Source organism: Halomonas salipaludis, from assembly GCF_002286975.1.
GTDB classification, from domain to species: domain Bacteria; phylum Pseudomonadota; class Gammaproteobacteria; order Pseudomonadales; family Halomonadaceae; genus Franzmannia; species Franzmannia salipaludis.
The window spans coordinates 75,586-87,898 of sequence record NZ_NSKB01000003.1 but is presented as its reverse complement, the minus strand read 5'-3'; the positions used below and the strand labels follow the sequence as shown (position 1 = coordinate 87,898).

Genomic DNA, 12,313 nt, shown 5'->3' with positions numbered 1-12,313 from the left:
CCGCCTATGCTGGGCGGTGTGCCTCGGTCACTCCTCGTCTTGCGGCAGGCCGCCCAGCTCCTCGAGCAGGGCCTTGTAGCCCGCCACCTGATCGTCGAGGGTCTGGGTGACCTCGTCCTCGGGCATCCAGGTCACCGGCATCAGGATGCGCTCCTCGGTGATCTCGATGAAACGCTCGTCCTGAGTGGCGACCTCGAGGGCCTCGGCGAGGCGCTCGACATGGGCGTCCGGGGTGTCCTTGGGCACCATGGCCATGCGGATCTCGGCGGCATTGATGTCGTAGCCGGCCTCCTGCAGGGTCGGTGCGTCGGGGTAGGCCGCCAGGCGGTCCTCGGCCAGGCCCAGCAGCACCGGCATCTCGCCAGAGTCGGCGTAGCCGGAGTGGGTGCCGCCGCTATAGGCGAAATCGACGTCGCCGGAGAGGATCAGTGGTGCCATGCCGGCGCCACCGGAGGTCGGCACGATGCGCAGGTCGAGGCCTTCCTGCTGGGCGATGTACTCGATGATCATGCGGTCCAGCGCGGTCTGGGTCGCGTAGCTGGTACCCGGGTTCTCCTTGGCGTACTCGATCAGGCCATCCCAGGTGTCGCCGAACGGGCGGTCCTCGCCGGTGACGATGGCCGACTGGCCGAGGGTCACGCCGGCCACGTAGCGGAAGTCGTCGAGCTGGTAGTTGGTTTCGGTGGAGAGCGGACCGAAGGTGATGGTCATCGAGGTGCCGAAGACGAAGGTATAGCCCTCGTCGTCGCTGACCGCCAGGCGCGATAGCGCCACGCCGCCGCCGGCCCCGGGCTGGTTGACCACGTTGACCGGCTGGCCGAGCTGCTCCTCGAGCACATTGGCCAGCACGCGGGCCTGGATGTCGGTGCTGCCACCGGCGCCCCAGCCGACCACCAGGGTCAGCGGCTTGCTCGGAAAGTCGTCGGCCTGGACCTGTCCGGCCACGCCAACGGCCATGGCGGCGGAAAGGAGAGCAGTACCCAGCAGTTGCATTTTCATGATCGGAACCTCTTGGTTGCATTGTTGTGTTGGTTGGGCTCATTGGCCCTGGGGACGTGATAGGGGCCGGCCCTAGCGCCGGCCGGACATCACACTTGCGGTACCTGGCGTCTTACCTGCATCCAGCGCCGATAGCTGCTCCAGCCGAGGTGCAGCACCATCAGCACGGTGATGACCACGAAGACCAGCGCGATGGGGCGATCGAGCAGTATCGATATCTCACCACCGGAGAGGATGATCGACTGGCGCAGGTTCATCTCCAGCATCGGCGTGACGATGAAGGCGACCAGGAAGGTGACGAAGGAGTAGTCGAGCTTCTTCAGGAAGTAGCCGAAGATCGCGAAGCCGAACACCACGATCAGCCCGAAGGTGCCATAACCCTGGACCTGGATGCCGGCCAGACACAGGAAGATCACCACCGAGATCACGATATGCGGCGGCACGCTGGTGACCTTGGCGAAGATGCGTAGCCCGTACCAGCCCACCGCCAGCATTAGCAGGCTGGCGACGATCATCCCGGAGAAGATGGTGAACAGCATCTCCGGATGGTCGCGCAGCATCAGCGGGCCGACCTGGATGCCGTGGATCATGAAGGCGCCGACCAGCAGCGCCGCCGACACACTGCCCGGGATCCCCAGGCCGAACAGCGGAATATAGCTGGCCGGGATCACGGCGTTATCGGCGGCCTCGGCGGCGGCGATGCCGTTGGGGTTGCCCTTGCCGAAGCTGTCCGGGTCCTTGGCCGAGCGCTTGGCGACGCCGTAGGCCATGAAGGCGCCCACCGAGGGGCCAAGGCCCGGCAGCGCACCGACGAAGGCGCCGATACCGGTGCTCTTCAAGATGGTCGGCAGGGTGCCCTTGAACTCGCCATAGGAGAGGTCGTCATCGGCGCTGTTGCCTAGCTTGATGACGGCGGCATCCTTGTTGCGGCGGTACTCGTCGAGCTGCACGAACATCTCGGAGAGCGCCAGGGTGCCGATTACCAGTGGCAGGATCGGCACGCCCTCCATCAGCTCGGCATAGCCGAAGGTCAGGCGCATGGCGCCGGTCTCCGGGTCGAGCCCCACGGTACCCAGGATCACCCCCATGCCCCCGGCGGCCAGCCCCTTGAGGAAGGAACCGCCGGCCATGCCGGCGATGAACACCAGGGCGAAGATCAGGATCGCCGCCAGCTCGTAGGGGCCGAACTTGAGCGCCACGGCAGCGAACGGGATGGCCACGACGATCAGCAGCAGGGTCGCCAGCAGATCGCCGATCACCGAGGCCAGCAGGCCCACCTTGAGTGCCTTGCGCGGCTTGCCGGCGCTGGCCATGGGGTAGCCGTCGAGACAGGTGGCCGCCGAGGAGGGCTCGCCGGGGGTATTCAGCAGGATCGCCGAGACGGCGCTGCCCGCGGCGGTACCCTTGGAGAGGCCAATCAAGAAGGCGATGGCGGCATAGGCCGACATGTAGAAGGTCAGCGGGATGGCGATGGCGATGGCCACCGAGCGGTTGAGCCCGGGAATCACCCCGACGATATAGCCGAGCAGCACCCCGCCGAGAATGACGGTGATGGACTGGTAGTGAAAGGCCGCGGAAAAGGAGGTGAAGATGGCATCGAATCCGATCATGTCACACCACTCCAATGCGCATCAGGTGGGCGGTCAGGACGTAAAGTCCCAGCGCCGGGACCACGGCCACCGGCAGCAGCAGGTACCAGCGGCGCTCGCCAAGGATCAGCAGCAGGCCGCCGATCAGCAGGGGGGCGACCCAGGTCAATGGAAAGCGGTCGACCAACACGATAAAGCCGAGCACGTAGAGGAACGGCCACAGCATGTGCCAGAGCTGGCCGACATTCGGCATGACGATGAAGGGGGCGCTGCGGCGCAGGAGTGCGACGGCGCTGATCAGGGCGAGGGTGATGGAGCAGCCGAGGATCAGCCAGGCACCAAGGGTGGCGAGGCGTTGGGGCTGCATCCCGATCGCAAAGCCGCCGCCGCCGTAGGTCGGTATGAGCCAGGCCAGCAGCACCACCGCGAGGAGGGCAGTCCCGAGTCCTGACCAGAAATTCGTGCGTATCATGATGTTGCCTTCGGTCGTTGTTCTTGAGGGTGCCGATGGTGCATATTGCCGCGAGCCCGCTGGCTTCGTGACATGATTGAAACAGCAATCGAAGGCGCTGGGACTTGGCGCTGCGTTGCACTCCAGTGCACTATCCGCCAACGTGAGTGCATCAGACTGCACCATCTATCTTGGGGAATCGCTGAACAAATCGCCGAGCGAGATGAAGCGCAAGGCGCACGGAGCACAGGAACCGGAGCATATGGGGTATATGTGAGGATTCTGAGCACCGCGCAACGCAGCGATTCGCTCGTGTAGGCATTTGTGCAGTGTTTCCTAGGCGCCGGAGGCCGGTGATATGAACGACGACTTTGTTGCCAACCTACGCCTGCTGTGCAGCTACTACCCTTCCATCGCCGAGGTGTGCCGGAGGCTCGAGATCAATCGCGCCCAGTTCAACCGCTACCTCAAAGGGCGTTACCGCCCCCGGCATGCCGCCATGCAGCGCCTTTGCGCCTTCTTCGGGGTGGAAGAACACGAGCTCTACCTGCCCCACGACGACTTCTGCACCCTGGTGCAGGCGGGGCGGCTGCCCACGGCGTCGAGCTCGGTGGCGGGAGGAGGCTGGCCGGATGACCTGCTGTATCGCGGCCGGGAGGGCATGGCGCGTTACCTGGGGCGCTACTTCGAGTACTACCACTCGATGTCACGCCCCGGGTACCTGATCCGCACCTTGGTGTGTCTGGAGGAGAGGGAGCGGGGCATCGTCTACCAGCGCACCGAGCGCATGCAGACGCCAGGCAATCCCCGGCCTTGCCACAACCGCTACCAGGGCGTGGCCGTCAGACTGGCCGACCGCATTTTCCTGGTGGATCATGAGACGCTCAACGGCCACGAGCTTACCCAGACCATCCTCTTTCCCAGCTTTCAAAGCCAGGTAACCCGACTCACGGGGCTCAAGCTCGGCGTGGCAGACAACAGCGAGCGCATGCCCTGCTGCGTACGCGTGCTCTACGAACGATTCGACGAGCAGGTCGGCCTGCGCGAGGCCCTGTCGCAGTGTGGGCTGCTCTCCCTCGATGACCCCTCCCTGGATGCCGAGCTGCTGGCCGCGGTGCACAACGACGTGGCGCCGGGGGAGCAGCACTTCCGGGCACGCCACTGAGCGTATGCCGGCAAGGGGCCGTTAGGGTGGAGGCATCGACGCCTGCCCACCCGTCAATAGCCGGTCATCTCCAGGTAGCCTTCGCCGAGGCGCTCGTCGCTGTCGCGGTCGACGGCCACGACCTCGCCCTCCCAGTAGGCGAAGGCGGTGTCCATCCAGCGCTGGGGGTGGCGTGCCGCGACCTCGAGGTCGAGCCCCTGCCCAGGCAGCGCTAGATGCCAGCGGGTCGGCACCTCGCGCCCGGCTACGCTGCTGGTGTGCTGGGGTGTCAGCACCAGGTCGTCACCGCTGAGCGGCGTCAGGCTGCCGTCGGGGGCGATCCAGCTGCCTGACAGGTAGTCGCCGCCATCGTGCCCGCCGCCGCGTAGGCGAAAGGCCATCAGCCGGTGGCCGTCGTCGAGGTGCAGCGAGAACCAGTCCCAGCCCTGCTGGGTGGGGCCGAGCAGCTGGCTGCTCCACTCGCGGTCGAGCCAACCGCGACCTGAGACGCGATGCGTCTTGCCGTCCAACTCGACCTCGCCCTCCACGCGCCAGAACGGCTGACTGTAGTAGTAGGAGCCCTGGCCGTCGGCGGACTTCTGGCTGAAGCCCGCCTCGCCGTGCAGCACCAATGGCCCCTCGGCGGTCAGCGTCAGGCGGTAGCCGAACGGCTGGCCGGCGTCCTCGCCGCTGGCACTGACCTCGAGTTGCTCGAAGGTATCCCCCGCCGGGTCGACCACCCGGCTGCTTAGCCGCCAGTCATCGAGCCAGGCGGCGAACGGCTCGGCCACGGCACCGGCCTGGGCGCGGCGCGTCTCGGCATCGGGCAGCGTGAGGCCGCGCGCGAAGCGCTCCTCGACCAGGTGGCGCTCGCCCCACGATAGCGCGGCATGCGCCATCCACAGTTGGCGGCTGTGCCAGGGCCGCGGCGGCTCGGCCGCTGGCGACGGCGGCGCCAGCGCCTGGCGAAACAGCGTCCACTGAATGCCCAGCGGCTGGCCCTGCTCATCCTCCAGGTTGGCCGTCAGGTACCACCACTCGATGCGGTAGTCGGGGTGGGGCCCATGGTCGTCGGGAAAGCGCAGCGGCTGGCCCGGGCCGGCCTCGGCGTAGCCCTCGGCCGCGGCGCCCAGGCCGGCGAAGCCCTGTGGCGACTCGACGGTGGGCATCGGGCGCAGCAGCAGCAGGGCAACAAGCGCGGCCGCGGCGAGCAGCAGGCGACGGGTCATGCGGCAGAAAACTCCATTAGCAGCTCACGGGGGCGGCTGCGCCACAGCCGCCACAGCGGGATCAGGGCGGCCAGCCAGGCCACCGCCAGTGCCAGGCCCAGGGCCAGCAATAGCTGGCTGGGGAAGACATGCAGTGGCAGCCGCCAGCCGAAGGCGGCGACGTTGATCACCGCCACCAGCCCCCAGGTCAGGGCGATGCCCAGCGGAATCGCCAGTAGCGCGGTGGCTAGCGCCGCGAGGCTCAATTGCACCAGCGACACCCCGGCAAGCCGCCCCCGTGTGACCCCCAGCGCCCACAGCGGCGCCAGCTGGGCGCGCCGCTCGCCGCCCTGGGCCAGCAGGCTGGTGAACAGCGCCAGCCCCGCCACGGCCAGGGTCAGCATGGTGAGCGCCCGGGTGATGGCGAAGGTGCGCTCGAAGATCGCCTGGGCCTGCTGCTTCATGGCCCGCTGGTCGATCAGGCTGGCGCCGGCCAGGTCGATGGCGCGGTCGAGGGCCTGGCCCAGCGCGGCGACATCGCTGCCCTCGGCCAACACGATGCCCAGGCTCCCCGGTGGCGCGGCGAAGCGCTCGGCGAGTGCCGTGGTGGTCAGCGTCACCTCGCCGCGGGGGTTGCCGTAGTCGGGGTAGACGGCGGCAATCGCGGTCTCGAGCGGTCCCTCGGCGCTGCTCAGGGTCAGGCGATCGCCGGGCTCCAGGCCGGTGGCGATGGCCAACTGCTCGTTGATCAACGCCGCCCCCTCGGCGAAGGCCTGCCAGGCCTCGGACACGCCCTGCTCGGTGTGCAGCAGCGGCCAGCGCTGGGTGAGCCGTGGCGCCGGGGTGATGCCGTAGACGCCCACCGGCTGGGCAGCGACGCCAGCGGCGCGCAGGGTGGCGTCGGCACGCCGGGTCGGCAGCAGCGCGACGACCTCGTCACGGGCCTCGAGCCAGGCCACGCTGGCCGCGAACTGCTCGGCGGGCGGGCGCACATAGGCCTCTGCGACCAGCCGCTGGTCGAGCCAGTCGAGGAAGGTGAGACGGAAGCCCCCGACCATGCTGCCGACGCCGAGGTTGGTGGCCAGTGCCAGCAGCAGTGCCATCATCGCCAGCTGCAGGCGTGGCAGCTGCAGCTGCAGGTCGGCCAGCGCCCACTGCGCCAGCGGGCGCTGGCGCAGCCCCCGCACCGCCCAGCCAAGCAGCAGCCCGAGTAGCGGCGGCAGCCACAGGGTCGCCGCCAGCAGGCCGATGGCGACCAGCGCGAACCCGGCCAGCAGCCGCTCGCCGGGGGGCTGGCCGCTTAACCACAGCCACAGCGCCAGGGCCAGCAGCCACAGCGCGGCGCCGAGCACGGCCATGATCGCCAGCTGGCGCTGCAGCCCGCCGCGCCAGCGTTGGCGCTGGCCAAGTCCCAGCACGTCGAGGCGCGCCGCCCGCCACAGAGTAGTGGCGCCGGCGCTGAACAGGCCGCCGAGGGTGATGGCCAGGCCCCCCAGCCAGTAGTGCCAGGGCAGTGCCAGCTCGCTGCCGACGCGCTCGCCATAGAGCGTGGCCAGGCTGGCGGCCACGTCCGGCAGCAGCTGGCCGGCCAGCCACACCCCGCTGACGATACCCAGCAGCGCGCCGACCACGCCCAGCACTAGCAGCTCGGCGGCGAGCAGGACGACCAGGGTGGTGCCGGGCACGCCCAGGGCGCGCAGCGTGCGCAGCATGCCCAGGCGCTGTTCCAGGGTCAGGCTCAGCGCGGCATGCACGATGAACAGCCCCACCACCAGCGCCAGCAGGCCCAGGGCTGTGAGGTTGAGATGGAAGCTGTCGCTGAGCTGGCCGGGGTCGGCGAGCCGCTCGGCGCGCAGTCGCACCAGCGCTGCGGGCAGTTCGGCGGGGTCACCGGGGGCGATCAGCAGGCGGCTGATGGCGTCGTCTGGCATGCCCAGCAGCGCTCCCGCCACGCCGATATCGGTGACCAGCGTGCCCGGCGGTACGCTGGGGTCGAGGGCCAGTGGCGGCAGCGGCTGGCGGTCGCGGTCGAGCAGGCGCTCGCCGTCCCGGGCGGTGTCGAGGGCGGCCAGGGTATCGGCGGCCAGCCGGATTCGCCAGGGTGGCTGCAGGAAGTCGCCGAGGGCGTCCGGCCCGCCGCTGGCCTGGATGCCGCTGGCGGCGGGCAGCGTCAGTGGCTCGATGCCGAGCAGCGTGACCCGCTCGCCGCCGGCCAGTGCCAGTTCGCCCTCGATCAGCGGCGACACCGCAATGCCGGCCCGGCGCAGCGCCAGGTAGGTATCGAGGGTCAGGGGTTCGCCGTCGCGGCGCTCGATGCGATCCAGCCCGGCGTCGAACAGCGCCGCGCTGCGGTCGTAGCTGTCGCGGGCCGAGGCGTTGATCGCCTGCACGCCGCTCCACAGCGCGCTGGCCACCCACAGGCCGAGTAGCAGCATCACCAGCTGCCCGGGATGACGCCGATAGTGCGAGAGCAGGGTGGCAGCCGCTGCGGCGATCATGGTGTGCCGCTCGTGGCGCCCTGCAGGCGGCCGTGGGCCAGGGTCAGGCAGCGGTTCAGCGGTGCCGCTACCCGCGGGCTGTGGGTCACCATCAGCAGCGCACAGCCGCTGTCGTGGACCAGCTCGAGCAGCAGCGCCAGCACCTCGTCGGCGGTGGACTCATCGAGGTTGCCGGTGGGCTCGTCGGCGAGCAGCAGGGCCGGGCGCACCGCCAGGGCGCGGCCGATGGCCAGGCGCTGCTGCTGGCCGCCGGAGAGCTGCTCGGGGTAGCGCCGGGCCATGCTGGCAAGCCCCAGTCGCGCCAGCAGGGTGTCGCACCAGGTGCGGTCGTGGCGCCCGGCGAGGCGCGCCTGCAGGGTCATGTTGTCGGCCACGCTGAGGCTCGGCACCAGGTGGAACTGCTGAAACACCAGCCCTAGCCGCGCCCGCCGCAGCGCCGCGCGTTGGCCCTCATGCATATCGGCCAGTGGTCGGCCGTCGACGTGGATGCTGCCGGCATCGGGCAGGTCGAGGCCAGCGGCCAGGTGCAGCAGGGTCGACTTGCCGCTGCCCGACTCGCCCATCAGCGCCAGGCTCTCGCCGGCGGCGAGGGAGAGATCCACGCCGTCGAGCACCCTGAGTGGCCCTTGGGGCGTGGCGTATGACTTGCTGACCTGGCGCAGCTCGAGCATAGGGGGCTCACCTGGGGAACGCGCCATGAGTGTTGCATAAAAAAGGCGCCACCCGAAGGTGGCGCCCAAGCCGTCTTGCGTTAGCTATCAGTGGCTATGGCCATGATCATCGTGGTCGTGGTCGTGGTCGTGGTCGTGCCCATGGTCGTCATGCCCGTGGTCATGTTCGTCATGATCCGGGTCGGCCAGCGCCTCGTGCAGGGTCATGGCGTTGTGGCGCATCATGCCCAGGTAGGTGCTGGCCTTGCCTTCGGCGGCCAGGGCATCGGCGTAAAGGGTGCCGGCGATCTCCAGGCCGGCCTCTTCGGCGAGCTGGTTGATGATCGCCGGGCTGGTCATGTTCTCGTGGAACAGCGCCTGGACGTTCTGCTCGCGGATCACGTCGATCAGTTCGGCCATGTTGGCGGCGCTGGGCTCGGCCTCGGTGGAGAGGCCCACCGGCGACAGGAAGCGCAGCCCGTAGGCGTTCGAGAAGTAACCGAAGGAGTCGTGGCCGGTGATGATGGTACTGGACGGCGGAATCTCGGTGAGCAGCTCGCGGATCTCGGCGTCGGTGGCGTCGATCTCGTTGATATAGCGCTCGGCGTTATCGCGGTACGCCGCTTCGTTGTCCGGGTCGGCCTCGATCAGGCCATCGCGGATATTGACGACATAGGTCTGGGCCAGCGCCAGGTCCTGCCAGGCATGGGGGTCGTACTCGCCATGGTCGTGGTCGTCGTGGTCGTCGTGGCCGTGGTCATGGTCGTCGTGACCGTGATCGTCATGCCCGTGAGCGTGTTCTTGATCGTGGCCGTGGTAGGCCACGCGTTCGATACCATCGGTGGCGGTGACCAGCGGGCCGCTGTAGTCGCTGGAGTCGATCAGCCGCTCCATCCAGCCCTCGAACTGCAGGCCGTTGAACACGACCAGGTCGGCTTCGGCGATGGCGCGTGCCTCGGTGGGGCTGGGCGAAAACACGTGGGCGTCACTGTCGGCGCTGACCAGCGGGGTGACATTGACGTGCTCGCCGCCCACGTTGTGAACCATATCGGCCAGGATGCTGAAACTGGCCACCACCTCGATGCGCTCGTCGGCCTGCAGCGGAGACAGGGTGACCAGGCCGGCGCTGCCGAGCAGCAGGCTAAGGGCGAAGGGCTTGGTTCTCATGGCGTACCTCATGGCGTTACGTGATGGAAAATGCGCTATCCGGTCTCGCTGGCCTCCAGCGGCGTGGCGCGGCGTCGCAGCTTGGCCATCAGGCTGTGGTGGCGGCCGAACAGCGCCGAAGCGATATAGCCGATGCCGGCGAGCATGATGATGCTCGGCCCGGACGGCATCGACAGGTGATACGACAGCAGCAGACCGCCGGTGCTGGCGAGCATTGCCCACACCACGGCGATCGCCATCAGCCCCTCGAGGCGCTTGCTCCAGAAGCGTGCCGCGGTGGCCGGCAGCATCATCAGGCCCACGGCCATCAGCGTACCCAGGGTCTGGAAGCCGGCGGTCAGGTTGAGCACCACCAGCGCCAGGAACAGGCCGTGGATCAAGCCGTTGCGGTTGCCCTGGCCGCGCAGGAACAGCGGGTCGAGACACTCCACCACCATGGCGCGGAACATCCACGCCAGGCACACCACGATCAGGCTGCTAATGGCGGCGATCAGCACCAGGGCGCTGGAGTTGACCGCCAGGATCGAGCCGAACAGCACATGGGTCAGGTCGACGCTGCTGCCGCCCAGCGACACCAGCATCACCCCGGCGGCCAGCGAGATCAGAAAGAAGCTGGCCATGGCAGCGTCCTCGCGCTGGCCGCTCATCTGCGACACGCTGCCGGCAAGCCCGGCCACCAAGAGCCCGGAGAGAATCCCGCCGAGGCTCATCGCCGGCAGCGAAAAGCCGGCCAGCAGGAAGCCCAGCGCCACGCCGGGCAGGATGGCGTGGGCCATGGCATCGCCGATCAGGCTCATGCCGCGCAGCACCAGGAACACGCCCAGCGGCGGCGCGGCCAGCGACAAGGCGATGCCGGCGACGAAGGCGCGGCGCATGAAACCGTAGTCGAAGGGGGCAATGAACCACTCGTTCAGCAGCGCGATCATGGCGATAGCCCCGGCAGGTCGAGGGGCAGGATCGGCGCGTGGTGATGGCGCTGGGTACCGCCGTGGTGGCGCTCGAGGATCGCGTCCGGGGTGCTCCAGCGGGCATGGCCGCCGGCCAGGGCCAGCACGCAGTCGGCCAGCCGCGAGAGCTGCTCGAGGTCGTGCAGCACCACGATGATGGTGGTGCCCTGGGCGGCCATGTCGCGCAGCACGTCCATCAGCACCTCGACGGTGTCGAGGTCGACGTTGGCGAACGGCTCGTCGAGCAGCAGCAGCTCGGCCTCCTGCATCAGGGTGCGGCCGAGCAGCGCGCGCTGGCGCTGGCCGCCGGACAGCTCGCCCAGCGGGCGGTGAGCGAGCTGTGAAATGCCCAGCCTTGCCATCACCTTGCGGGCCTGGCGGTAGTGCGGGCCACAGTAGCCCTTGAGCGCGCCGTGGCTGGGCCAGGTGCCGGTCATGATCAGCTCTTCCACGCTCATCGGGAAGGTCAGGTCGAGCGCCAACTGCTGGGGCAGCCAGGCGCGGCGCTCCTTGGGCACGTCGCACTCGACGCGACCCTTGATCGGCGCCAGCTCACCCATGATTGCCTGGATCAGGGTGCTCTTGCCGGCGCCATTGGCGCCGATCAGCGCGGTGATGGCGCCGTCCTCGAAGCTGCCGTTGACGTGCTCGAGCACGGTACGGCCGCCCTGGGCGAGCTGCAGGTCATTGAGGCGCAGGCGCGACATCAGGACCACCAGCCCGCGGCCCAGGAGACCGCCAGCCACAGCCCTGCCAGCGGCACCGCGACCAGCAGCAGGCGCCGGCCGGCGGCCAACGACATCAATGAAAAGTGGCACGGCCCCTCGGGCCGATGGTGGTGACGGTGTGCCATGGAGCATCCCTCGTGAATGACAAGAAGGTTATAACATAACAAGTTGATTGAAAAGCCACGCCGCGCTCGGCATGAAAAATGGCCGCCTATGATAGCGGCCATGGGGTGGTGCTCCAACCGTCAGTAGCGGATTGCTACCCCCAACTGGTCAGGGCCGGCCAGCAGCGCGTATTCGTAGTCGAAGCGCAGCTCGCCGAGCGAGGCCTGGGCGGGCTGGAAGCGGTTGAGGGCGCGGCCGGCTTGGCGCGGCTGGGTCTGCAGCTGCAGCTCGCTGATCAGCATGCCGGTGGCGAAGTTGATGGCACCATCGCGGCCGCGGCCGTCGCCGACGCCGATCAGCAGCCCGGCGGCGGTATTCACCGCCAGCGAACCCAGGCGCGCCTCGACGGAGCGGCGCTGGCGTTCGTTGGCGGCGGTCTCGCGGATCAGCGCCCGGGCGCGGTCGAGGTCGTCGCCCCGGTCGAGGGCGCGGAAGTCGCGGTGGGCCGCCGGGTGGGGCTGGCGGTCGAGGAACATGCCGCCCAGCGCCAGTGCCGACTTGACCACCCCGACCCGGGCATCGTAGCGGTCGTCGCGGTCGCTCGCCTCGCTGGCCTGATAGGCGTTGATCGCCAGGCTGGCGCCATAGATGCCGGTCCACCCCGCCTGCCACAGGTTGGCGTGGCGCTCGCCGCGGGCCAAGGCGTCGGCATAGCCCTGCCACTCCTGCGCCGAGGATTGGCCCAGAGCGGTGGCGGGCAGGCTTAGCAGCAGCGCAAGGTTGACGATCACGGCGGTGGCAAAACGCATGACAAGCTCCGGGGGCGA

The 12,313-nt window shown here is 68.8% G+C and carries 12 protein-coding genes; 1 reads left to right on the top strand and 11 read right to left on the bottom strand.

What is annotated here, in order from left to right; genetic code table 11:
- Window positions 1–27: 27 nt before the first annotated feature.
- The 3 genes from CK498_RS07975 to CK498_RS07965 all read right to left on the bottom strand — a co-directional run bounded on the left by CK498_RS07975 (window position 28) and on the right by CK498_RS07965 (window position 3,060).
- Window positions 28–999, bottom strand: coding sequence for a Bug family tripartite tricarboxylate transporter substrate binding protein (locus tag CK498_RS07975; RefSeq protein WP_095620354.1), 972 nt, complete (start codon window positions 997–999; stop codon window positions 28–30).
- Window positions 1,000–1,088: 89 nt separating this feature from the next.
- A complete protein-coding gene (locus CK498_RS07970) occupies window positions 1,089–2,609 on the bottom strand; it encodes a tripartite tricarboxylate transporter permease (protein ID WP_095620353.1) in 1,521 nt (506 codons plus the stop codon).
- Between the two features lies 1 nt (window position 2,610).
- Window positions 2,611–3,060: a hypothetical protein gene (locus CK498_RS07965; protein WP_095620352.1), complete on the bottom strand. Its 450-nt coding sequence runs from the start codon at window positions 3,058–3,060 to the stop codon at window positions 2,611–2,613.
- 337 nt (window positions 3,061–3,397) lie between these two features.
- On the opposite strand from CK498_RS07965, the gene CK498_RS07960 reads away from it, so the two are divergent.
- The gene (locus tag CK498_RS07960) at window positions 3,398–4,204 is read left to right on the top strand and encodes a helix-turn-helix domain-containing protein (protein ID WP_095620351.1); all 807 of its coding nucleotides are present in this window, start codon (window positions 3,398–3,400) and stop codon (window positions 4,202–4,204) included.
- Window positions 4,205–4,257: 53 nt separating this feature from the next.
- Here CK498_RS07960 and CK498_RS07955 read toward each other — a convergent pair whose 3' ends face one another.
- The 8 genes from CK498_RS07955 to CK498_RS07925 all read right to left on the bottom strand — a co-directional run bounded on the left by CK498_RS07955 (window position 4,258) and on the right by CK498_RS07925 (window position 12,295).
- Window positions 4,258–5,412: a lipocalin-like domain-containing protein gene (locus CK498_RS07955; RefSeq protein ID WP_095620350.1), complete on the bottom strand. Its 1,155-nt coding sequence runs from the start codon at window positions 5,410–5,412 to the stop codon at window positions 4,258–4,260.
- Window positions 5,409–7,889, bottom strand: coding sequence for an ABC transporter permease (locus CK498_RS07950; RefSeq protein ID WP_095620349.1), 2,481 nt, complete (start codon window positions 7,887–7,889; stop codon window positions 5,409–5,411). Before CK498_RS07950 ends, CK498_RS07955 begins: the two co-directional genes overlap by 4 nt.
- Window positions 7,886–8,560 (bottom strand): ABC transporter ATP-binding protein, encoded by a 675-nt coding sequence (locus CK498_RS07945; protein ID WP_095620348.1) that lies wholly within the window; start codon window positions 8,558–8,560, stop codon window positions 7,886–7,888. Before CK498_RS07945 ends, CK498_RS07950 begins: the two co-directional genes overlap by 4 nt.
- Window positions 8,561–8,647: 87 nt before the next feature.
- Window positions 8,648–9,706, bottom strand: a complete 1,059-nt coding sequence (locus tag CK498_RS07940) for a metal ABC transporter solute-binding protein, Zn/Mn family (RefSeq protein WP_229359009.1) — start codon at window positions 9,704–9,706, stop codon at window positions 8,648–8,650.
- A 35-nt stretch (window positions 9,707–9,741) separates the two neighbouring features.
- Window positions 9,742–10,632 carry a metal ABC transporter permease gene (locus CK498_RS07935; RefSeq protein ID WP_095620346.1) on the bottom strand — a complete coding sequence of 297 codons (891 nt, stop codon included), beginning with the start codon at window positions 10,630–10,632 and terminating at the stop codon, window positions 9,742–9,744.
- Window positions 10,629–11,360 (bottom strand): metal ABC transporter ATP-binding protein, encoded by a 732-nt coding sequence (locus CK498_RS07930; protein WP_095620345.1) that lies wholly within the window; start codon window positions 11,358–11,360, stop codon window positions 10,629–10,631. The genes CK498_RS07935 and CK498_RS07930 overlap by 4 nt, the downstream gene beginning before the upstream one ends.
- Entirely contained in the window at window positions 11,360–11,506 is a 147-nt protein-coding gene (locus CK498_RS26145; protein WP_176475748.1) for a hypothetical protein, read from the bottom strand. Before CK498_RS26145 ends, CK498_RS07930 begins: the two co-directional genes overlap by 1 nt.
- Window positions 11,507–11,626: 120 nt before the next feature.
- A complete protein-coding gene (locus CK498_RS07925) occupies window positions 11,627–12,295 on the bottom strand; it encodes a hypothetical protein (protein WP_095620344.1) in 669 nt (222 codons plus the stop codon).
- Window positions 12,296–12,313 lie beyond the last annotated feature (18 nt).

Coding starts and splice junctions, on each gene's coding strand:
- CK498_RS07975 (WP_095620354.1), bottom strand. CDS start 999: ATGAAAATGCAACTGCTGGGTACTGCTCTCCTTTCCGCCGCCATGGCC.
- CK498_RS07970 (WP_095620353.1), bottom strand. CDS start 2,609: ATGATCGGATTCGATGCCATCTTCACCTCCTTTTCCGCGGCCTTTCAC.
- CK498_RS07965 (WP_095620352.1), bottom strand. CDS start 3,060: ATGATACGCACGAATTTCTGGTCAGGACTCGGGACTGCCCTCCTCGCG.
- CK498_RS07960 (WP_095620351.1), top strand. CDS start 3,398: ATGAACGACGACTTTGTTGCCAACCTACGCCTGCTGTGCAGCTACTAC.
- CK498_RS07955 (WP_095620350.1), bottom strand. CDS start 5,412: ATGACCCGTCGCCTGCTGCTCGCCGCGGCCGCGCTTGTTGCCCTGCTG.
- CK498_RS07950 (WP_095620349.1), bottom strand. CDS start 7,889: ATGATCGCCGCAGCGGCTGCCACCCTGCTCTCGCACTATCGGCGTCAT.
- CK498_RS07945 (WP_095620348.1), bottom strand. CDS start 8,560: ATGCTCGAGCTGCGCCAGGTCAGCAAGTCATACGCCACGCCCCAAGGG.
- CK498_RS07940 (WP_229359009.1), bottom strand. CDS start 9,706: ATGAGAACCAAGCCCTTCGCCCTTAGCCTGCTGCTCGGCAGCGCCGGC.
- CK498_RS07935 (WP_095620346.1), bottom strand. CDS start 10,632: ATGATCGCGCTGCTGAACGAGTGGTTCATTGCCCCCTTCGACTACGGT.
- CK498_RS07930 (WP_095620345.1), bottom strand. CDS start 11,360: ATGTCGCGCCTGCGCCTCAATGACCTGCAGCTCGCCCAGGGCGGCCGT.
- CK498_RS26145 (WP_176475748.1), bottom strand. CDS start 11,506: ATGGCACACCGTCACCACCATCGGCCCGAGGGGCCGTGCCACTTTTCA.
- CK498_RS07925 (WP_095620344.1), bottom strand. CDS start 12,295: ATGCGTTTTGCCACCGCCGTGATCGTCAACCTTGCGCTGCTGCTAAGC.